The sequence below is a fragment of the Clostridium chauvoei genome (assembly GCF_002327185.1).
Classification (GTDB): Bacteria; Bacillota; Clostridia; order Clostridiales; family Clostridiaceae; genus Clostridium; species Clostridium chauvoei.
Map to the genome: position 1 here is coordinate 321425 of NZ_CP018624.1, position 22071 is coordinate 343495.

General features: G+C 27.3%; 21 protein-coding genes and 1 other annotated feature. Of the genes, 19 read left to right on the top strand and 2 right to left on the bottom strand.

Translation table 11 applies throughout. The features are described from left to right. The first annotated feature begins 30 nt into the window (after positions 1-30). From BTM21_RS01520 to BTM21_RS01545, 6 genes are all read left to right on the top strand, one after another. A complete protein-coding gene (locus BTM21_RS01520; protein WP_079481603.1) occupies positions 31-1953 on the top strand; it encodes a PrkA family serine protein kinase in 1923 nt (640 codons plus the stop codon). Between the two features lie 6 nt (positions 1954-1959). After that, entirely contained in the window at positions 1960-3132 is a 1173-nt protein-coding gene (yhbH, locus tag BTM21_RS01525) for a sporulation protein YhbH (protein ID WP_021876486.1), read from the top strand. 3 nt (positions 3133-3135) lie between these two features. Then, the gene (locus BTM21_RS01530; RefSeq protein WP_021876485.1) at positions 3136-4503 is read left to right on the top strand and encodes a SpoVR family protein; all 1368 of its coding nucleotides are present in this window, start codon (positions 3136-3138) and stop codon (positions 4501-4503) included. 140 nt (positions 4504-4643) lie between these two features. Beyond that, complete coding sequence (locus BTM21_RS01535; RefSeq protein ID WP_021876484.1) at positions 4644-5186, top strand: rubrerythrin family protein; 543 nt, start codon at positions 4644-4646, stop codon at positions 5184-5186. Positions 5187-5197: 11 nt separating this feature from the next. Then, positions 5198-6055, top strand: a complete 858-nt coding sequence (locus tag BTM21_RS01540) for a hypothetical protein (protein WP_021876483.1) — start codon at positions 5198-5200, stop codon at positions 6053-6055. 62 nt (positions 6056-6117) lie between these two features. Further along, positions 6118-6465: a hypothetical protein gene (locus tag BTM21_RS01545; RefSeq protein WP_079481602.1), complete on the top strand. Its 348-nt coding sequence runs from the start codon at positions 6118-6120 to the stop codon at positions 6463-6465. 33 nt (positions 6466-6498) lie between these two features. Here the strand turns inward: BTM21_RS01545 and pssA are convergent, their stop codons facing one another. Then, positions 6499-7020 (bottom strand): CDP-diacylglycerol--serine O-phosphatidyltransferase, encoded by a 522-nt coding sequence (gene pssA / locus BTM21_RS01550; protein WP_021876481.1) that lies wholly within the window; start codon positions 7018-7020, stop codon positions 6499-6501. A gap of 267 nt (positions 7021-7287) precedes the next feature. Between pssA and BTM21_RS01555 the strand changes: the two genes are divergently transcribed. The 8 genes from BTM21_RS01555 to nth all read left to right on the top strand — a co-directional run bounded on the left by BTM21_RS01555 (position 7288) and on the right by nth (position 14864). Then, positions 7288-8169, top strand: a complete 882-nt coding sequence (locus tag BTM21_RS01555; protein ID WP_021876480.1) for a YegS/Rv2252/BmrU family lipid kinase — start codon at positions 7288-7290, stop codon at positions 8167-8169. Positions 8170-8244: 75 nt separating this feature from the next. Beyond that, the gene (locus BTM21_RS01560) at positions 8245-8886 is read left to right on the top strand and encodes a hypothetical protein (protein ID WP_021876479.1); all 642 of its coding nucleotides are present in this window, start codon (positions 8245-8247) and stop codon (positions 8884-8886) included. Positions 8887-9256: 370 nt separating this feature from the next. Further along, positions 9257-10513: a magnesium transporter MgtE N-terminal domain-containing protein gene (locus BTM21_RS01565; protein WP_021876478.1), complete on the top strand. Its 1257-nt coding sequence runs from the start codon at positions 9257-9259 to the stop codon at positions 10511-10513. Between the two features lie 66 nt (positions 10514-10579). Further along, positions 10580-10817 (top strand) — a binding site (T-box leader). Between the two features lie 110 nt (positions 10818-10927). Beyond that, a complete protein-coding gene (cysK, locus tag BTM21_RS01570) occupies positions 10928-11833 on the top strand; it encodes a cysteine synthase A (RefSeq protein WP_021876477.1) in 906 nt (301 codons plus the stop codon). Between the two features lie 42 nt (positions 11834-11875). Continuing rightward, positions 11876-12460 (top strand): serine O-acetyltransferase EpsC, encoded by a 585-nt coding sequence (epsC, locus tag BTM21_RS01575; RefSeq protein WP_021876476.1) that lies wholly within the window; start codon positions 11876-11878, stop codon positions 12458-12460. Positions 12461-12469: 9 nt separating this feature from the next. Further along, positions 12470-13447, top strand: coding sequence for a tRNA epoxyqueuosine(34) reductase QueG (queG, locus tag BTM21_RS01580; protein WP_021876475.1), 978 nt, complete (start codon positions 12470-12472; stop codon positions 13445-13447). A gap of 56 nt (positions 13448-13503) precedes the next feature. Further along, positions 13504-14208 carry a lysophospholipid acyltransferase family protein gene (locus BTM21_RS01585; RefSeq protein ID WP_079481601.1) on the top strand — a complete coding sequence of 235 codons (705 nt, stop codon included), beginning with the start codon at positions 13504-13506 and terminating at the stop codon, positions 14206-14208. Between the two features lie 8 nt (positions 14209-14216). Continuing rightward, positions 14217-14864, top strand: coding sequence for an endonuclease III (nth, locus tag BTM21_RS01590; RefSeq protein ID WP_021876473.1), 648 nt, complete (start codon positions 14217-14219; stop codon positions 14862-14864). 14 nt (positions 14865-14878) lie between these two features. Here the strand turns inward: nth and BTM21_RS01595 are convergent, their stop codons facing one another. Continuing rightward, on the bottom strand, positions 14879-15748 hold the full coding sequence (locus BTM21_RS01595) for a DMT family transporter (RefSeq protein WP_079481600.1): 870 nt from the start codon (positions 15746-15748) through the stop codon (positions 14879-14881). A 233-nt stretch (positions 15749-15981) separates the two neighbouring features. Here BTM21_RS01595 and BTM21_RS01600 point away from each other — a divergent pair, with 233 nt between their 5' ends. From BTM21_RS01600 to BTM21_RS01620, 5 genes are all read left to right on the top strand, one after another. Next, positions 15982-16887, top strand: a complete 906-nt coding sequence (locus tag BTM21_RS01600) for a D-alanine--D-alanine ligase (RefSeq protein ID WP_079481599.1) — start codon at positions 15982-15984, stop codon at positions 16885-16887. Between the two features lie 171 nt (positions 16888-17058). Continuing rightward, a complete protein-coding gene (locus tag BTM21_RS01605; protein ID WP_079481598.1) occupies positions 17059-17775 on the top strand; it encodes a response regulator transcription factor in 717 nt (238 codons plus the stop codon). Then, the gene (locus BTM21_RS01610; RefSeq protein ID WP_079481597.1) at positions 17765-19309 is read left to right on the top strand and encodes a sensor histidine kinase; all 1545 of its coding nucleotides are present in this window, start codon (positions 17765-17767) and stop codon (positions 19307-19309) included. Before BTM21_RS01605 ends, BTM21_RS01610 begins: the two co-directional genes overlap by 11 nt. Positions 19310-19387: 78 nt before the next feature. Beyond that, a complete protein-coding gene (locus BTM21_RS01615; protein ID WP_021876468.1) occupies positions 19388-20329 on the top strand; it encodes a glycoside hydrolase family 25 protein in 942 nt (313 codons plus the stop codon). A 241-nt stretch (positions 20330-20570) separates the two neighbouring features. After that, positions 20571-21971 (top strand): VanW family protein, encoded by a 1401-nt coding sequence (locus tag BTM21_RS01620; RefSeq protein WP_021876467.1) that lies wholly within the window; start codon positions 20571-20573, stop codon positions 21969-21971. The last annotated feature ends 100 nt before the right edge of the window (positions 21972-22071 follow it).

Consider the following 22071-nt stretch of genomic DNA (forward strand, 5'->3'; position numbering starts at 1 on the left):
AATATATTTTAAATATAAGGAGGGATGGCTATGAATTTCAAAGAGTTTATCCAAAATGATAGAGAGAGCCGTAATAAAGAAAAATTTGAAGGTACATTTCTTGATTATTTAGAAATATTAAAACAAAACCCTGATCTAGCAAAGCTTTCTCATAAGCGTATTTATGATATGGTTGTTAGTAAAGGGGTAGAAGTTTTAAAGGGTGAAGAAAACCCTAAAATAAAGAGAATATATGGAAATGACGTCATAAGAAGATACGGGTTCTTTAGGGATGATTTTTTTGGCATTGATAAAGTAATTATGAAATTAGTAAATTATTTTAATTCTGCATCAATGAAAGGTGAAGAAGCAAGACAAGTTCTATATCTTGTTGGACCGGTAGGAGCAGGTAAATCATCTCTAGTAGAAGCGCTTAAAAAAGCCCTTGTAGAGTGTGAACCTATATATTCATTAGAAGGATGTCCTATGCATGAAGAGCCATTACATCTAATACCAAGACATTTAAGACCTAAGTTTGAAGAATTATTGGGTGTACAAATTGAAGGGGATTTATGTCCTGTATGTAAATATAGATTAATGCATGAGTTCGAAGGTGAATATGAAAACTTCCCAGTTGTAAGAAAAGACTTTTCAATTAGATCAAGAAAGGGAATAGGTGTTGTACCTCCAGTTGATCCTAACAATCAAGATACATCTATTTTAACTGGATCTGTAGATATTTCTAAAATGGATATGTATCCAGAAGATGATCCAAGAATTTTTTCATTAAATGGTGCATTTAATGTAGGTAATAGAGGTCTAGTAGAATTTATAGAAGTATTCAAAAATGATGTTGAATATCTTCATACAATAATTACAGCTACCCAAGAAAAGTCAATTCCATCACCAGGAAAAGGTTCAATGATTTATTTTGATGGACTTATTATAGCTCATTCAAACGAGGCTGAATGGAATAAATTTAAGTCAGATCATACTAACGAAGCTATTTTAGATAGAATTGTTAAAATTGAAGTACCTTATTGTTTAGAGCTTGAGGAAGAAGTTAAAATATACAATAAAATTCTAAATAAGAGTAATTTTAATGCACATATTGCACCTCATACAATTGAGATTGCAGCTATGTTTGCTATCCTTTCAAGATTAACACCATCAGCGAAGATAGATCCAATAACAAAATTAAAAATTTATAATGGTGAAGAAATAGTTGAAAAAGGTACTACAAAGAGAATGGATATTATGGAACTTAGAGAAGAAGCAGGTCCATATGAAGGTATGAAGGGTATTAGTACAAGATTTATAATTAAAGCTATAGATAATGCACTTTCAAATTCAGAACATGACTGCATAAATCCTTTGAGCATTATGGAAAGCATAATTAAATCCGTTAAGGAAATGGATATTTCAGCAGAGGATAAAAAGAAATATCTAGGATTTATCCAAGATACAATTAGGAAAGAATATAACAAGATATTAGAAAAAGAAATTACAAAGGCATTTATACATTCCTTTAGAGAACAAGCTGATAGTTTATTTAATAACTATATAGATAATGCTGAAGCTTTTGTTAATAAGAGTAAAATAAAGGATGTATCAACTGGTGAAGAGTTAAATCCAGATGAAGACTTTATGAGAAGTATAGAAGAACAAATAGGAGTTTCAGAAAGCTCATCTAAGGGCTTCAGAGCGGATGTTACATCATATATGTTCTATTTAGTTAGAAATGGAAGCAAGATAGATTATACCTCATATGAGCCATTAAAAGAAGCTATTGAAAAGAAGCTTATGGCATCAGTTAAAGATTTATCTAGAATAATAACAAAATCTAGAGTTAGAGATGAAGAACAAAAAGAAAAATATAATACTATGGTTGAAGAAATGCAAAAGAATGGATATTGTCTACATTGTTGTGATGTAATACTTAAGTATGCAGCAAACAATTTATGGAAGGACTGATAGAAGATGGCCATTTTTAGGGATGCATCTGATAATCCATTAGAGCATGATAGATCAATAGAAGATAGAAGAAGACATAGGCAGTTAGTAGAAAAATCCATAAAAGAAAATCTAGGAGATATTCTATCAGAAGAAAGTATTATAGGGGAAAGTAAAAATAAAAAATTTAAAATTCCAATTAGGGGTATAAAAGAATACCAATTTGTTTTTGGAAAAAATAATAAAGGGGTTGCAACTGGAACTGGGGAAGAAAAGCGTGGAGATAAAATTGGTGAAGGAAAACCAGGTGGGAAAAATGGAAATCAAGGTGCTGGTAATAGTAGAGGAGAAGACATTTATGATACGGAAATAACATTAGAAGAATTAATGGACTATATTATAGAAGATCTTGATTTACCTAATTTAGATAAGAAAAAATACTCTGATATAATTACAGAAAGTGCAGGTAGAAAAAGAGGTTATCAAAGGTATGGTATAAATCCAAGACTTGCTAAAAAGAAAACTGTAATGTCTAAAATAGCAAGGAAACAAGGTAAAAAAAGAGCCTTAATTGAGGCTGGATTAGATAGTGAAATAGAAAGATTTCCATTTAGGGAAGATGATCTTAGGTATTATAAAGTTAAGAAAAAGCCTAAGAAAGAAAGTAATGCTGTAATGATATTTATTATGGATGTATCTGGTTCAATGGACTCTACAAAAAAATATTTAGCCAGGTCATTTTTCTTTGTTTTATCTAGATTTATTAAAAGAAAATATAATAATATAGCCTTTGAATTTATATCTCATACAACAGTTGCTAAACTGGTTAATGAATATGAGTTTTTTCATAAGGCTGAATCAGGGGGAACCTATATATCTAGTGGGTTAAATGTTGCATTAGATTTAATAAAAGAAAAATATTCACCAGATATGTGGAATATTTATCCGATATATGCTAGTGATGGGGATAACTGGAGTGAAGATAATGAAAGAGCCATAAAATCAGTTAAAGAATTATGTGAAGTAAGTAATATGTTTGGATATGCTGAACTTTTACCTTCAACATATTCGACTACTATGTACTATAGATTTAATAAAGAAATTCAATTCAAAAACTTTCAAGCTGTAATTGTAAAAGAAAAGAAGGATTTATGGGAAGCCTTAAAAGTTATGCTTTGCAAGGAATTAAAGGAGGAGTAGAGAGTGGAATATAATCTTAAGGATTTAGAAATTTGGAATAATATTATAGAGAAAAAAGCTATAGAAGTTGGTTTGAATTTTTATCCTCAAGAGTTTGAAATAATAGGTTTTAATGAGATGCTAGGATATGAAGCCTATGTTGGTATGCCATCTAAATATCCTCATTGGAGTTATGGTAAAGCCTATGATAAAAATAAAACTCTATATTCCTTAAATATGACAGGGTTACCATATGAGATGGTTATAAATTCAAATCCTTGCTTAGCTTATTTAATGAGAGAAAATACTTTATTATTACAAATATTAACTATGGCTCATGTATATGGACATAATGACTTTTTTGCAAATAATAGAATGTTTAAAGAAGGTACAAAAGCTAAAAATACTTTAGAAATGTTTAAATTAGATGCTGAAATAATAAGAGGATATATAAATAATCCTAATATAGGTTATGAAAAAGTAGAAAAGATTTTAGATGCAGCACATGCAATAAAGTTTCAAATTCCTAGAGCTGTTGGTATTAAAGAATTAACCCAAGAGGAAATTAGAGAAAGTATGATAAAAGATTATAACTCTAAGATAGAAAATAGAAATATTTTAGATATAGATCAAAAAATATCAATGCCTAATATTGATAAAATACCTTTAGAGCCTTGTGATGATGTTATGGGATTTATAATAAAATATAGTGACCTAGAAGAGTGGGAAAAGTCCATATTAAAAATTGTAAATAGGGAAACAAAATATTTTATGCCTCAAATAGAAACCAAAATAATGAATGAAGGTTGGGCTAGTTTTTGGCATTATAATATCTTAAAAGAATTAGAGCTAGAAGGAGGCTTATATTTAGAATTTTTAAAAAGACATAATGATGTAGTAGCACCTGTAGTAGGTGGACTTAACCCGTACTATATAGGTTTTAGGATTTTTGAAGATATAGATAGAAGATATGGAAGAGATAAAATATTTGAAGTAAGACAGTTAGAAAGAGATAATTCATTTTTAAGAAAGTATTTGACTAAAGATTTATGTAATGAATTAAATTTATTTCAATATGCAAAAAGAAGCTTTGAGTTTGTAATAGAAGAAGTATCAGATGAAGAGGGATGGAAATCAATAAGGGATAATTTAGCTATAAATTGTGGAGTTGGATCAATACCTTATATAAGAGTTATTGAATTAAATAAAAAAGATAATTCTTTAATATTAGAACACTTCTTTGATGGAAGAGAATTAGAAATACCTTATGCTAAGGAAACGCTAAAGTATATTTATGATTTATGGAAACATAGGGTGGTGCTTAGAACAAAAACTAAAGAGGGAAGAGATATTGAAATAATATGCGATGAGAGAAAAGTTTTTGTAAATTAACTTATTTAAGGGTGAGTAATATTTTATATATTATTCACTTTTTTTAGTAATAATATAGTTTTAAAAGGAGAGTTTGTTATTGTAACAAATGATAATATTATGAATAATTTATAAGGAGAAATATTTTTTAGGAGAATAAAATGGATTTAAAGGGAAGTAAAACAGAGAAAAATCTTTATAGAACTTTTGCAGGCGAATCAAGAGCCAGAAATAAATATAATTTATATGCTACTAAAGCTAGAGAAGAAGGATATCAATGGGTTGGAGAAATATTTGATGTTACAGCAATGAATGAGTTTGCACATGCTAGAGAGGTATATAAGAAATATCTAGGATTAGTTGGTACGACTAAAGAAAATTTAATTGATGCAATAATGGGAGAAACAGAGGAATATAAAGATCTATATAAGAGATTTGAAAGAGAAGCAAGAGAAGAGGGTTTTATGGGAATTGCTGATTTTTATAAAGAATTAGCTGAGGTAGAAGAACATCATCAAGAAAGATATAAAAAATTATATGATAAATTAGAAGATGGAACAATGTTTAAGGGTCCAGAAGAATCTAAGTGGATTTGTATGAATTGTGGATATATACATGAAGGTAGTGATGCACCATTAGTTTGTCCTCTATGTAAATACCCTAGAGCATATTTTAAACCATACTGTGAAATTACTAATGCTTAAGGAGGAGACTTATGTTTATTTCAATGCCTAAGGATTTTTTTGTGCCAGTACTTTTTAATGATAAATTCGAATTTGACTTAGAAACTGGGCAAATGCAATATGATACAAATAAAAGAGATAAAATTAATATAGATATTAGTATGGATAGAGGTGAAGATGCATCTACTTATCAATTAAAAGATACAGAAAAAGCTATAAAGGAAAAAGTGAATACATCATTAACACCTGCTAAAAAGGAAATCAAAAATATTAGTGAAGAAGAAGTTATAGATATTCAAATTGAAGTTCTAGAAAATATATTAATTAAGACTATAAACGATAAAGCAGATTTATGTAACTTAGATAAAGTAAGTATAAATGGTAAAACTTTTAAAGATGCTTTGGATGACTATTTAGATAGAATTGAAGATATTATAAATCAACACATTAAAAAATATTCATGTGGAAATATTCAAAATGATGAAGCTGATGAAAATAAAAAGGCAGAAGTATATAAGAAGTTATCAGATATAACTAATGAACACTTTGGTTTTATAAAGGGTATTACAGCTAATATGAAACCAGAAGAAGAGTTAGAGGTTATATTACTTTATTTTAAAGTTATTTTAATGTGCTATATTGAAAATATAGGTGGAGAAAATAATAAAAATATAAATAGCGATAAAATTGAAGAATTAGTGCAAATGAATTTAAATAAAATAAATGATATTTTTAGTAACAATTATAAGTTATTAAAATGTAATAGATGTATAGAAAATGATGAGGATGAAGAAGAACTTAATATGAAAAATATAGAAGATAAAGTTATTTATGAGGACAACTTAATAGCAGAAATAGATGATGAATATATAGATTCATTAGGTAGATAAAATTATAAACCGCTATATTTATACTAATAAATATTGCGGTTTATTTACAGATAGGGGGTATTATGTCATACAGAGAATTAATAACTGATCATTATAACGATTTAAACAACCTAAATAGTCTTTTAAGTAGTATGGTTAATTCATATAGATTATTAATTGGTGGAGCAAGTGAGCTATATAATATATCTCTAGTGAAAAAAAGTGATGTAAAAGATGCAATAGATAGAGTTGATAAACTTGGAGAGATAATAGATGATTTAATAGGAACTATTCAAAATTGTGGAGGCTCTTATTTTAAGTATTGTGAGATTATGAGTAAATATATAAAGGCTCAAACAGATAAAGATGCTATTTTAACAGAAATAGATTATGAATTAGATTTTGATAATTCTAAAAGAGAAGAGGACTAAAAACAAAAGAAAACTCCCTAAAAGGGAGTTTAGCTAGAATTTTTTAATTTCAAATGTACTAACCATTAAATATGATCCTGAAAGCATTAAAGCAATCATGATCCATACATTAATTGTTAGATTTAACGTTAACAAAATAAATAAAGCTATAAAAGCACCAGCTATAGTAATTGGAATTCCTCTAAATGTGCCATCAAAATCTGTAGCGTTATATCTAGCAAGTCTAAAAGCACCACATATTGGGAATGTTAGTAAAACTACTAATCCAATTATTCCAGCAGGACCTACTTTTATTAATTCATAGCTTATAAAAACTAATATAGATGGTGCAACACCAAAAGATACTAAGTCAGCTAAAGAATCTAATTCTTTACCTAAATCACTAGAAACATCTAGCCATCTAGCTACTCTTCCATCATATCTATCTACAAGTCCTGCAATTAGTATAAATATACAAGCTAATAAATAATTTTTATCAAATGTACATAAAATAGATATAATACCGCAGGATAAGTTAATAAATGTAAATATGTTTGGAATACAACTTTTTCTCATAAAACCACTCCTGTATTAAACCTTTAAGTTTAATTTGATTTATTAAATACTTATTATAGCATATAATACCAATAAATATAAGGGCTTTATATTTATTTAGTAAATAAATAAATATTTTATTGATAAATATATGATTTTAATAGTAATATACTATACAAGGTTATTTTGTCACAATAATTAAAATTTAATTAGGACATTCTATATGTAAACTCGACAGTATTTGGTATAAATGATATAATTTAATCAGTTTCGCCTAGGAGGGATATTGTGAAAAAGGTAAAATTTATTTATAATCCGTATTCGGGAGAAAATGCCATTTTAGATAAAATTGATAGTGTTATAAAAATACATCAAGAAGCAGGATACACTATTGTTCCTTATAGAATAGAAAAAGATGTAGATGTAATAAAAGCTTTTCAGGACTTTAAAGAAAGTAGCTATTATTACGTTTTAATCGCAGGTGGAGATGGAACTATAGATACTGTAGTAAATGCTATGGCTAAATGTGGTATATCTATTCCAATAGGAATATTACCAGTAGGAACTGCAAATGATTTTGGAAAATTCTTAGGAATGCCATCAGATATTACAAAAGCTTGTAAACAAATTTTAGGATCAGAAGTAACTACAGTAGATTTAGGAAGTATAAATGATAAATATTTTGTAAATGTAGCAAGCGCAGGTCTTTTTACAGATGTTTCTCAAAAAACAGATGTTAATTTAAAAAATACAATAGGAAAGCTTGCATATTATTTAAAGGGTCTTGAAGAATTACCAAACTTTAGGAAGTTGAAAATTAATATACGTTCAGAAGAATGTATTTATAATGGACAAATATATTTTATGTTAGTATTTAATGGACAAACGGCAGGGAATTTTAAATTAGCTACTAGAGCAAAAGCTAGTGATGGTAAACTTGACGTAATAATATTTAAGGCTATACCAATAATAGAACTTATACCGTTGTTTGTAAAAGTATTAAAGGGTGAGCATTTAGATTCTGATAATGTAATATATTTTAAGACAGATAATTTATTTATAGAATGTGATGAAAACATAGTTACAGATATAGATGGTGAAAGAGGACCGGATTTTCCATTAAATATAAAGTGTATAAAAGGTGGACTTAAAATTTTAGGTGTAAAATAATAGAAAACTAGAATAAAAGATAAAGAATTTTAATAATTATAAGTAATAGTACTGTGAAAGGGTAGGAAGTGTAAATTGATAGGATTCAGCTACTTATGCATATTATTATTTATAATTATATTTATTTTATATCTAATAAAGAAAAATATAACAAAGTCTCCTAAGAAAATAAAATTATTTGTTACAGTATCATTGATACCGTTAGTATTAAGATACTTAGTTTTAATAATAGGTGTTATAGTAGAAAAACACTCTGTTATTTATTTATTAAGACAATTAGTATTTTTAAATTATTTTAGTATTCCATTAATAATACTAGCTACATTATTTATTTTCTTAAGGGATGAAAAATTAAAATTTAATTTTAATTTTATTTTTTTAATAATATTATTAATTGGTTATATCTTCATGGTTTCATATAGCAAGATAGATATATCAATAAATAATACATTTGGTTTTGTTTTAAGCTTAGAAAATTATCTGGTACCAACACTTATATACTTAATAATAATAGCTTCTTTATCTGTATTTAATTTATTATATGTAGATAAGCCTTATAGTAATAAATCAGGAATGAAGATTTTGCTTTTGAGTCTTGTTGTATGTATAGTAGAATTTATATTGTTTTTAGGGGGAGTAAAAGTATTCCCATACCCAATAATAGGAGAAGTTTTAATATTAATATCATTATCTAAAGGATTGAGAACTTTTAAATAATATTAAATCAATTAGTAATACGAAAAGAGATGTTATGCAAAGTATCATCTCTTTTTTATAGTTAATATATAAAAAGGGTTAGTTATGATAAAAAATTAACGATTGGAAAAGTGTTGCCTTTTCATACTATTTTAATATAATATAGTATGGGAAATGAAATACCACTACTAGGTATTGTAATTTAAATTAAGAAAACTTTTTAAAAACGAGGAGTGAATTTAAGATGGAGGGTGTCCCTCAGAGTATTAAATTATTAAAATTGAATAATAACTATTTTAGAGGAGACAAATTAAGTCTAAATTCATTATTAATTTAAGAATTTTTAAAGTTGTAAAGCTTATGTTTCCTCTAGAATTAAGGAGGAAGCTATATGAAAAAACTATCAGTATTTTTATACACTAGCATACTAGGAAAGAAGATTTATGATGAGTTTGATGATGTTTTAGGAGTGTTAAGGGATGTTTATGTAACAACTGAAGACGGTTATCCTAGAATTATTGGTTATAAAGTCAAAAGAGATGGTCATATCTTTGATTACGAGTTTAGAAATATTTATTTTTACCAGAGTGAAAGTAAAGTAAAAATAATGACAAGAGGTAGTAAGGAAATACTTCCAAGAACCTATTCATATTTATTATCAGAAAACCTTTTAGATAAAAAGATTGTTGATATTAATGGAAAACAAGTTGTTAGAGTTGATGATTTAAGAATTGCTGAAATTGCTGGAGAATATAGAGTTTTAGCAGTCGAAACAGGTCCATCAGCTAGGTTCAGAAGAATTAATTGTGCTAATTTAGGAAAATTCTTATATAAAATAATAAATAAGGATTATGAAGATAAAGTATTGATGTGGGATGATGTTGAATCATTAGAAATGGTTGATAATAACTTACAAATATCAGTACCTTACAAAAAATTATCTACACTACATCCAGCTGATTTAGCTGATATTTTAGAGGATTTAGATGAAGGGTCAAGAAAACAAGTATTTGAATCTCTAGATGAAGACCTAGCAGCAGATACATTAGAGGAAATAGAACCAGAATATAAAGGAAGTATTATTAAAGAGTTAAGTGACAGTAAAGCAGCAGAACTTTTAGAAAATATGCCAAATGATGAAATTGCCGATCTTTTAGATGAATTAGATGATGAAGAAAGGGAAAAAATTCTTATAAATCTAGAAAGAGAAGATGCGGAAGAAGTTAAAGAATTACTACAATATGAAGATGAATCAGTTGGTAGTATAATGAGTAAAGATTTTATATCATTTAATATGGATATAACAATAGGTGAGATAATAGAAATATTAAGAGAAATGGAAGATCCAGAAGAAGAGGAGTTATATTGTATTTATATAACAGATGAAGAAGATAGAGTTCTTGGAGCTTTAAAGCTTATGGACTTAATATTAAATAAAAATGATATTAAAGCAAAGGAAGTTATGGATACCAACATAAATGTAATAAGACATGATGTTGAAATTCAAGAAGCTGTAGAATTAGCAGCTAAATATGACTTATTAACTATACCTGTAATAGATGAAAATGAACAATTAATAGGTGCTGTTAGCACTCATGATTTAATAGATGAAGTATTATATCCTACATGGAAGAAAAAATTTAAATAATTTTTTGTTGACAATTAAAGTAAAAGGAATATAATAAAAGTATAAAGTTTATCAATTTACTCGGAATTAAAGACTATGAAAAAGGAAAGTAACATAGAGGAAGTTTACAGAGAGAAGAGGATGCTGAGAACTTTTCATCAAGAATTTATGTGAAGTGCCCTTTGGAGTTTAAGCCTGAATTTATAGTAAGGTTTTACGGGTTCACCCGTTATAGTGATCAGGTATAGTATTGTACCGTAAGCAAGAGTGAGATTATATATATAATCTAATTAGAGTGGAACCGCGAAGTAACTTCGTCTCTATATTTATAGAGATGGAGTTTTTTATTATATATTTAGTTTATTAGGCACAAATTAAAGTAAATAGGATTTAATATGAAAATAAATATTGAGAAAGTATTAGGAGGTATTATAAATGATATATAATGGAGTATTAGAATTAATTGGGAAAACACCTATTTTAAAAGTAAATGGATTAGAAGAAAATAGTGCAGAGGTATATGTAAAATTAGAAAAGTTTAATCCAGGTGGAAGTGTTAAAGATAGAGCAGCATTAGGAATGATTGAAAAGGCTGAAAAATTAGGACTATTGAAGCAAGGAGATACAATAGTTGAACCAACAAGTGGAAATACGGGTATAGGTTTAGCTATGATAGGAAGATTAAAGGGATATAAAGTAATAATAGTTATGCCAGAAACTATGAGTAAAGAAAGAAGAGATTTAATTAAAGCATATGGAGCTGATTTAGTATTAACAGAAGGAGTTAATGGCATGAAGGGAGCTATTGAAAAAGCTAGTGAATTAGTAAAAGCAAATGGTTACTTTATGCCACAACAATTTGAAAACTTAGCCAACCCAGAAAAGCATTATGAAACTACAGCTGAAGAAATATTTAATGATTTAAATGATTTAGATGTATTTGTTGCAGGTGTTGGAACTGGTGGTACAGTTACAGGAATAGCAAAAAATTTAAAAAATAAAATAAAGAATTTAGAAGTTGTTGCGGTAGAACCAGAAAAATCACCAGTAATAAGTGGAGGAAAGCCAGGGGCTCATAAAATACAAGGTATAGGAGCAGGTTTTGTACCCAAAATATATAATGCTGAATATATAGATAAAGTAATGAAAGTATCAGATGAAGACGCATTTAAAGCAACAAAGGACTTTGCGCAAAAGCAAGGCGTATTAGTTGGAATATCTTCAGGAGCAGCTATATTTGCAGCAATCGAAATTGCAAAAACACTAGGAAAAGGTAAAAAAGTATTAGCTATAGCACCTGATGGAGGCGAAAAATATATATCAATGGGAATATATGATTAATTTTTTATTAATCTTATTCAAAAGAAAAGGAGGAGTAGAGCTGTGTTTAATAGATTAAGATATGATTTGAAAAATATACTAGAAAATGATCCAGCAGCTAGAAGTAAGCTAGAAGTCTTTCTTTTATATCCTTGTATTCATGCATTAATAGCATATAGAATTGCACATTATTTTTATAAGCATAAATTATTTTTTATTGCAAGACTAATATCTCAAATATCAAGATTCTTAACAGGTATAGAAATTCATCCAGGAGCAACCATAGGAAAGGGATTATTTATTGATCATGGAATGGGTGTAGTTATTGGAGAAACAGCTGAAATAGGAGATAATGTAACACTTTATCATGGAGTAACTTTAGGTGGAACAGGAAAAGATAAAGGTAAGAGACATCCAACTGTTGAAGATGGAGTAATAATTGGAGCAGGAGCTAAGGTTTTAGGACCTATAACTTTAGGAAAAGGTTGTAAGGTAGGAGCAAATACAGTTGTTCTTAAAGATGTACCAAAGGGTGCAACAGCTGTAGGATGTGCAGGTAAAAATCTTATTAGAAATATATGTGATATAATAGATTTAGTAGATGAAGATGGAAATAAGAAAACTATATATAACGATATGATAATATAGAGGTTAAAGATGGGAATAAAGGAAGATATAATAGCATACTGCTCCTCATTAGGTTTAGATACTATTGGCTTTATTAAGTGTAGAAGATTTGAAGAGCTAAAAAGTTTTTATGAAAATAGAAAATCTTTAGGATTACAAAATGAATTTGAAGAAGATAATATAGAAAATAGAATAAATCCAAATGTTTATATGAATGAAGGGAAAACTATAATTTCTATAGCTTTCCCTTATCTTCATAATGTAGACTATATAGATAATGGATTTTCTATGTATACTAGAGGCTTAGATTATCATAGAGTATTAAAGAGCTATTTAGAAAAAATCTGTAATTATATAAATTCATTAGGTGGAAATGCTATGGCTTTTGTTGATAGTAATACACTACCAGAAAGATATATTGCATACTTAGCTGGAGTTGGATTTATTGGTAAAAATAATATGATTATTACAAAAAAATATGGTTCATACGTATTTCTTGGAGAAATAATAACAGACCTAGAAATTAGTTGTGAGGATGTTAGAACTTTTAAAGAAATCGCTAATTTTAAAGAATGTGGTAATTGTGAACTTTGTTATAATGAATGTCCAACTAAAGCTATAAATAAATCAAGAAAAAACAGTAATATATGTGTATCATATTTAACACAAAAAAAAGATTTAGAAGATAAGTTTATAAAGCTATTAGATGGAAGAGTATTTGGATGTGATAGTTGTCAAAAGGAATGTCCCTATAATTTACATATAGAATATTCTAAAATACAAGATTTTTATCCTTTAGATTTTATGAATAAGGATAATAATGAGTTTTTAATTAACATAAACAATAAAAATTTTAAAGAAACATTCTTAACAACCTCATGTGGATGGAGAGGAAAAAATGTTTTAAAAAGAAATGCTATCATAAGAAAGAAAAATAATGGAGATAATATAGGTGACATAAAAAGTGATTCACCATATCTTAAAGATTATATAGATAGACTTTTTTAAAGGAATAAAATATAATATTACATAGACAAAATTTACAAGAAGGTGGGGGATTTACATTGTTGTCACCAACAATTGTTAAAATTATAAACATATTACCTGATGCTTTACTTATTAAAGTTATAAAAAGAACTATAAGTGGGTATCTTAAAAAACATGCAAGGTTAGACGTACAAGGAATAGAAAATATAGATAAAGCAAAAGGTGCTAAAATATTCATTTGTAATCACTTAAGTAACGCAGATGGATTAGTTTTAGATAAACTTTTAAAAGAAAAATACGATCCAACCTTTGTAGCAGGAGTAAAACTTTCAAATGATCCAGTAACAAGATTAGGAACAGAAATAATAAAACATATTAATATAAAACCAAATTCTGCAGATAAAGAAGCATTAACTAAAATGGTAGCTGTAGTTAAAGAAGGTGGAAATTTATTATTATTTCCAGAAGGAACTAGAAGTAGGAGTCAGCAAATGATAGAAGGTAAAAAAGGCGTTTTATTAATAGCTAGATTAACTAAAGCTGAAATAGTACCAATAGGTATGTGGGGAACAGAAAAATTATTACCTATAAGTGAAGAAGGAAATATGGCATCAGAAAAGTTTAACGATGCTGATGTACATGTTAGATTTGGTGAGCCAATAACTTTACCTAAAAAGTTAGAAGGCGAATCTAAACATGAATTTGAAGCAAGAAGTATGAACCATGTAATGAAATCTATTGCTAATTTGTTACCTGAAAATTATAGAGGAATATATAAATAGGTGATTATATGAAACAAAGAACTAAAACTATATTAGAAGTTTTGAAAGAAGAATATCCAGATGCACGTTGTGAATTGAATCATGAATCTCCATTTCAGTTATTAGTTGCAACTATTTTATCAGCGCAAACTACTGATAAAAAAGTAAATGAAGTAACAGAAACTTTATTTAGAGATTATAAAGATTTAGATGCTTTTTTAACTTTAACTATAGAGGAGTTAGAAGCTAGAATAAAGCAAATAGGATTATATAGAAGTAAAGCTAAGAATATTCTTATGATGTGTAATCAATTAAAACAAAACTTTAATGGAGAAGTACCTAAGACTATGGAAGAAATAACATCTTTAGCTGGTGCAGGAAGAAAAACAGCTAATGTAGTTCTTTCAAATGCTTTTGGAGTCCCTTCTATAGCTGTAGATACTCATGTTTTTAGAGTATCAAACAGATTAGGATTAGCTGATTCAGATAATGTTTTAGAAGTAGAAAAGCAACTACAAAAAGAATTGCCTAAGAGAGAATGGAGCGATACTCATCATCTTTTAATATTTCATGGAAGAAGATGTTGTATAGCTAGAAATCCTAAATGTGATATTTGTAGATTAACTAAGCAATGTAAATATTATAAAGAAAACAAAAAGATTGTTGCTAAAAAATAAGCAACAATCTTTTTTTATTTAGTATTACTATAAATTTCTTTACGTTTATTATAAAAAAACATATATATTGAAGCTCCTATTATAAATAGATAACCTATAATACTTAAATAATCAGGTATTTGATTAAATACTATAAATCCAATAATTGCAGAGAATATAATTTGTGAATAATCATAAATTGATATTTCTTTTGCAGGAGCATTTTTATAAGCTTCTGTTAATGCAAATTGAGAAGAAGATGCACAAACACCAGCAAATAAAAGATATAGTAATTGAGTTATAGTAGGTGGTTTAAAGTTTAATATTACAAGAGGTAATGTTGTTATACAAGAAAAAGCAGAAAATATAAAAACTATAGTAGCTCCCTTTTCTTTACCTCCTAAATATCTTACAAAGGTATAAGCAGCACCAGCAAATATAGCAGATGAAACACCTATTAATGCAGGAAGTATTTCAACACTAAAGGTAGGTTTTATAATAAATAAACTACCAATAAAAGCAACCATCAATGATAGGATTTGTTTATTACTAATTTTTTCTTTAAGAAAAATAAAAGAGAAAATTATAACAAAGAATGGTGATAATTTATTTAGCATATTAGCATCAGCTAAAATTAAATGATCAATGGCATAAAAGTTAGCAATTATTCCTAAAGTACCAAAAAGAGATCTAAGAATTAGAGCTTTTCTATTTTCAGCTTTACCTACAAAAGAAGCTTTACTTTTAAAGATTATATAAGTAGCAACTATAAGACTTATAAAATTTCTAAAAAAGCTTTTTTCTATAGAGGGTAAATCCCCTGCAAGTTTTACAAAAGAACTCATAAGTGCGAAACCAAGTGCGGATATGAGCATTAATATAATGGCTTTATTTTTATTTTTCATTTTTCCTCCTTATGTTAATAAAAAATTTAGATTATTATTTATAATATCATATTTATATATGTAAAATAACAATTTCATGTGAATAAAATAGCATTAATAAAATTATAGAAAAAATATGCTGTTTGTTACGGATACTAACTTTTACTATATAATATATAGTGATATAATTATAAAGACTTGTATAAGCAAGGCTTTATTTTAAGAATAAGTTTCATAAGATGGAGGAATTTAACATGAAAATCGGAGTAATAATGGGAGGAATATCTTCAGAAAGAGAAGTATCCTTAAATAGTGGAAACTCAATTGTTGAAAATATAGATAAAAATAAATATGAAGTACTTCCAATAATAATTGATAAAAAAGAAGATATTATAGAGAAGGTTAAAGGAATAGATTTTGCTTTATTAGCTCTACATGGAAAATTTGGAGAAGATGGAACAGTTCAATCAGTTCTTCAAACTCTAGGTATTCCATATTCAGGATGTGGACCATTAAGTAGTGCTTTATGTATGGATAAGGATCTTACAAAGAGAATTTTACAAGCTAATAATATAAGAACTGCAAGATGGTTAAATGTATCAAATGTAGATGAAATAGATTATGATAAAATAGAAGAAATGAAGTATCCTGTTTTTATAAAACCAACAAACGGTGGTTCAAGTGTTGCAACCTTTAAAATTACTAAAAAAGAAGATGTAGAAGAGGCTGTAAGAGAAGGCTTAAAATGGGATAATGAAGTTATGATAGAAGAATTCATTAAGGGGGAAGAAATTACTTGTCCTGTATTTAAAAATGAAATGTTCCCAATTATAGCAATAAGACCTAAAACAGACTTTTTTGATTATACTCAAAAGTATTCTGGAGATGGAGCAGATGAAATAATAATAGAACTAGAAGAAAAGCTTCATAATGAAGTAGAACAAATGGCTTTAGACACATATAAAGCATTAAAATGCTCAGTTTATTCAAGAATTGATATGATAATAACAGAAGAAGGTGTTCCTTATATTTTAGAAGTAAACACACTTCCAGGAATGACAAAAACAAGTTTATTCCCTAAAAGTGCAGCAGCAAAAGGATTTAACTTCACTCAATTTATAGATATGATAATTGAAAATTCAATTAAAGAAAATAGATAATTTATATTAAATGAAAGTAGGATGAATAATTAAAATTTATCCTACTTTTTTTGTTAAGGTTTTTTTAAGAATTAGATACAGATTTAATTAAGAATTAGTAAGTACAATAAAATTAAATAATTAATAGTATATATGTTAAAATTAATCTATATAGAATTGGAGGTTAGATTAATGAGCAGAGAAAGAATTTTAATAGTTGATGATGAAAAAGAGATAAGAGATTTAGTAGAGATATATTTAAAAGGCGAAGGGTATGATACTGTAAAAGCTGAAAATGGAGAAGAAGCTTTAGAAATGCTTAAGTTTAATAATATAGATTTAATAATTTTAGATATAATGATGCCAAAATTAAATGGAATAGAAGCTTGTTTAAAGATAAGAGAAGAAAGAGAAATGCCAATAATAATGTTATCTGCAAAATCAGAAGACTTGGATAAAATACTAGGTCTAAATACAGGAGCAGATGATTATCTAACAAAGCCTTTTAATCCTTTAGAATTAGTAGCGAGAGTTAAGTCACAACTTAGAAGATATAAAAGATTTAATAAAGTAACGGTAGTAGAAGAAAATATAATAGAGCAACAATCAAATATTTTAGAAATAGATGAAATAAGTATAAATTTAGATACCCATGAAGTTTTTAGAGATGGAGTTGAAATAAAACTTACTCCAACTGAATTTGATATTTTAGTTTTACTTGGAACTAATAGAGGAAAAGTCTTTAGTATTGAAAATATATATAATAGCGTTTGGAAACAAGAATTTATGAAATCAGATAATACAGTAATGGTTCATATAAGAAAGGTAAGAGAAAAAATAGAGGAGGATCCAAGAAAGCCTAGATATATAAAAACTGTATGGGGGGTAGGTTATAAAATTGATAGGTAAAAAAAACAAAGAAAAATTAGGATTCTTTAAAAGAATTGAAAATTTAATAATAAGACTATTTTATAAGATACATGATTCAAAATTAGGACGGTTACTTAGAAAATACTTAGATTGGATATTAAAGAAAGTTGAAAAAAGTATAAGATTTGAATTAGTTGTTGTATTCGGTATATGTTTCTTATCAGCCTTTATGTTTTATGGATTTGCTAATAACTTATTAGCAAGAGAACATACTAATACAAGGTTAGAATATGATTATGGATCAATACAATCTAATGCAAATAATATTATAAATATATTAAGCAATCAGGAAACCTATCCGATAAAAGGTTTAAGTGATAACAAGCTAATAGAAGAAATACTAAATCATTACAAGGATACTAAGGCAAAAATCTACTTAACTGATTTAGATGGTAAAGTTATTTATAAAATAAATGGTGAAACTCAAGATAAATTAGATATATATTCTATTATGGATAAAAGTAATAACAACTTAGAAAATGGAGAAGAGAAAACTTTAATATATCCAGTTAAGATAGGAGAAGATAGAGCATATCTTATATACTCTAAAGTACCAAAACCATATATTACTTATGATAATTATATAGTTGAAAATTCATTTTTAGCACTTGTTTTATCTGTATTAGTATTTATATCTATTTTTATAATAGTTACTAATAGAAAGATGAAATATATAGATGAAATAGCTAAAGGTGTTAAAATAATTTCATTAGGAGATCTTTCTTATAGAATTGAAGAGAGAGGGAAGGATGAAATAAAGAATTTAGCTACAGATATAAATATTATGGCTAATGAAATTGAAACAAGAATAGAAAATGAAAGAAAATCAGAAAAGACAAAATCTGAACTTATAACAAACGTATCACATGACTTAAGAACACCATTAACTTCAGTAATGGGGTATATTGGGTTAGTTAAGGATGGAAAATACGAGAGTGAAGAAGTTATGAGAGAATACTTAGATATTGCTTTTAACAAATCAACACAACTAAAAGATCTTATAGAAGATTTATTTGAGTATACAAAGCTTAATAATAGTGGTATACAACTTAATAAAAGCAAAGTAAATATAATAGAATTCTTATCACAACTTATAGAAGAATATATTCCTGTCTTTGAAGAGAGCAATTTAGAAGTGAAAAAGAGATTTGTGGATGATAATAGTATAGTAGAAATTGATGCAAGTAAGATGGTAAGAGTATTTGAAAATCTATTTTCTAATGCTATTAAATATTCTTTTAAACCAGGAGAAGTTATAGTATCTGTATATGAAAATAATGATTATGTAAATATTGTAATTAAAAATAAAGGGGAAAATATTCCTAAAGAAAAGGTAGAAAGATTATTTGATAGATTTTACAGAGTAGATGAATCTAGAAATTCTAATAATAAAGGAACTGGCTTAGGATTAGCAATATCTAAAAATATAGTAGAACTACATGATGGTTTAATTTGGGCAGAATGTGTGGGAAATGATGTTAGTTTCTTTGTTAAGCTTAAATGTATTAAATAAATATTTTAATAAATGTAACTTTTAATATAGAAAAATAATACTCTAATAAAGAGTATTATTTTTTTATTTGGAGGAAAAATGCAAAATAAAAATCCTAATAGCCTTTTTGGCATAGACATAAATGAGTACACTCAAGGAGCAGACTTTGCTACTTTGGCTAGAACAATAGATTTTTTATATTTAAGATCATCAGGTTCAGGCTCAGGGAGATTTAGAGTAGATAAAAAATTCTTGGAGTTTGCAAAATCTTCAAGAGAATATGGAATCCCAGTTGGAGCATATCATTTTGGAGTACCATCTTATGATTTAGTAACTGCAGACTCACAATGTGATGACTTTATAGGAATATTACAAGAGGGATTTGGAAAGAAAAACTATGGAGATTTATTTCCAGTATTAGATGTAGAAGTGCCTATAGATAAAACTATCAGTACAAAAGCTTTGGTAGATTGGATTGATAGATTTAGAAAAAGATTTGAAAGAAAGACTAGAAGAAGATTAATGCTATATACAGGTTTATTTTTTATAGACTTATATAATAACTTTACTGTTCCGGGTGGAGCACAACCTTTAAAAAATATGCCATTATGGATTGCTATGTATACTAAAGTTCCTAGTAATCCAGTTTATCCACCAGATGTTGGAGGATGGACTAAGTGGAGAATATGGCAATATAGTGAAGATCAAAAAGTAAATGGAGTAAAAAATCCTGTAGATGCAAATTGGGGTCCTGATAATATAGATCTTTTAACTCAACCTAAAAATGTAAGAAATTTAAGAGTAGAAAAGATTGGAGATAATATAAAGATATATTGGAAAAAGAATACTGATGTAGACTTATTAGGATATAATTTATTTGCTAATGGGTATTGGATAGGAACAGTAGATAAAACCGATACTAACTTTGAAGTAAGTACAAGAAACTTACCATTTATACCAAAAGGACCAATAACTATTAGCATAGAAGCTTTTGATTTTGATGGAGATACATCCCAAGATAGAACAAAAGTAACAGTTTAAAATCCAATAATAAAAACCCAGATTATTCTGGGTTTTTTATTATTAATAAATAGCAACAAAAAGTTAATATTTATTAATTAAAATTTTCGAGAAAACGTATTAAAATAAGAGTGGAAATATTATATAATAATAAATACATATTATTAATAAAAAGGTATAAACTATTAATTAGTATTAAATTTATATTGTTTATATATTAATATTTGTAATAATTAAATTAAGGATGCGAGGGTTTAAGGGAGTGGAAAATAACACTGAAAATGCTAAAGGCAAGGAATGGATAGTAAAAAATAAAAAAAATATTTATATTTCATTAGCAATAATATCTACTATTATAACAATAAGTTTCATTTACATATTTTCTGTCAATAGCAATGTAAAACAATGGCAAAGTAAAATATACCCTAATATTGTTGTTAATGGGGTGGATATTGGTGGTTTAACTAAAGAAGAAGCAAGCTTAAAATTAAAACAAGAATTATCGGCTCCAATTATGGATAAAATATTAAAAATAAGAGTTGGGGATAAAGAAGTAGATTTAAAGTATTCCGAAATAGAACCAGTATATGATATTGATTCTATAATTAACGAAGCTATTAATTTTGGGAAAATGGGTAGTATCTTTGAACAAGATAATTTAATAGAAGATGGTGCAGGACATAAAATAGATGCACAAATAGCTTATAATGAAGACAAGTTAAAAGAATTCGAAGAAAAAGTAAAAACCGAAGTTAATGTTATACCAGTAGATGCAACTATTTCAATAAATAATGGGAATATAGCAATAACTAAAGAGGTTGTTGGTAAAAAAATAAATGAAGAAAATCTTCATAATAAGCTTGTAGAAAATATAAATGGTAATCCGAAGGATTTAGTAGAATTAAACTTTGAATTAGAAGATTCATTAGCAAAAGTCAAAGCATCAGATTTAGAAAAAATAACAGGAAAGATAAGTGGATTTACAACTGGATATACTAGTACTGGCGATGGAAGAGTCACTAATATGAGTATTGCGTTGAAAGCTGTTAATGGAACAGTTTTAATGCCAGGTGAAGAATTTAGCTATAATAATATAGTTGGAGATACAACACCAGAGAAAGGATATGAAAAGGCGAATACTTATGTCGGTAATGAGATAGTTCCTGATTATGGTGGAGGGATATGCCAAGTTTCAACAACTTTATATAGAGCAGCGATGAATGCTAATTTAAAATCAACAGAAAGAGCTAACCACACATTAACAGTTTCATATTCAGATCCAGGTTTAGATGCTACAGTAGCTTATGGAGTAGTAGATTATAAATTTGTTAATTCATATGATTTTCCAGTATATATAGAAGGATATATTGGTGGAGGAACTGTAGGATTTAATATTTACGGAAATAAAGAGGCTTTAAGTGGAAAGACATATCAACTAGTAAATGAAGTACACGAAAAATATAATCCAGAAGTTGAATATATTGATAATCCAGCTTTAAAAGAAGGAGAGCAAAAAGTAAAAATTAATGGTATGCCAGGCTATAAGGCAAGTTCTTACCAAATAACATATGAAAATGGAGTAGAAGTTTCTAGAGAATGGATATCTACAGATGTATATAGAACAACTAACACTGTAATTGAAAGAGGAACTAAAAAACAGTAATAGTAAATAAAATTATGTAACATAATAAATATTAAAGTAGAGGAGTTAGTTTGTACTAATCCTCTATTTTAATATTAGATAAAATATACAAATTTATCCT

Excerpts from the sequence above, each read along its gene's own strand:
- BTM21_RS01520 (WP_079481603.1), top strand. The coding sequence starts at position 31 with ATGAATTTCAAAGAGTTTATCCAAAATGATAGAGAGAGCCGTAATAAA.
- yhbH (WP_021876486.1), top strand. The coding sequence starts at position 1,960 with ATGGCCATTTTTAGGGATGCATCTGATAATCCATTAGAGCATGATAGA.
- BTM21_RS01535 (WP_021876484.1), top strand. The coding sequence starts at position 4,644 with ATGGATTTAAAGGGAAGTAAAACAGAGAAAAATCTTTATAGAACTTTT.
- BTM21_RS01540 (WP_021876483.1), top strand. The coding sequence starts at position 5,198 with ATGTTTATTTCAATGCCTAAGGATTTTTTTGTGCCAGTACTTTTTAAT.
- BTM21_RS01545 (WP_079481602.1), top strand. The coding sequence starts at position 6,118 with ATGTCATACAGAGAATTAATAACTGATCATTATAACGATTTAAACAAC.
- pssA (WP_021876481.1), bottom strand. The coding sequence starts at position 7,020 with ATGAGAAAAAGTTGTATTCCAAACATATTTACATTTATTAACTTATCC.
- BTM21_RS01565 (WP_021876478.1), top strand. The coding sequence starts at position 9,257 with ATGAAAAAACTATCAGTATTTTTATACACTAGCATACTAGGAAAGAAG.
- cysK (WP_021876477.1), top strand. The coding sequence starts at position 10,928 with ATGATATATAATGGAGTATTAGAATTAATTGGGAAAACACCTATTTTA.
- queG (WP_021876475.1), top strand. The coding sequence starts at position 12,470 with ATGGGAATAAAGGAAGATATAATAGCATACTGCTCCTCATTAGGTTTA.
- nth (WP_021876473.1), top strand. The coding sequence starts at position 14,217 with ATGAAACAAAGAACTAAAACTATATTAGAAGTTTTGAAAGAAGAATAT.
- BTM21_RS01595 (WP_079481600.1), bottom strand. The coding sequence starts at position 15,748 with ATGAAAAATAAAAATAAAGCCATTATATTAATGCTCATATCCGCACTT.
- BTM21_RS01600 (WP_079481599.1), top strand. The coding sequence starts at position 15,982 with ATGAAAATCGGAGTAATAATGGGAGGAATATCTTCAGAAAGAGAAGTA.
- BTM21_RS01605 (WP_079481598.1), top strand. The coding sequence starts at position 17,059 with ATGAGCAGAGAAAGAATTTTAATAGTTGATGATGAAAAAGAGATAAGA.
- BTM21_RS01615 (WP_021876468.1), top strand. The coding sequence starts at position 19,388 with ATGCAAAATAAAAATCCTAATAGCCTTTTTGGCATAGACATAAATGAG.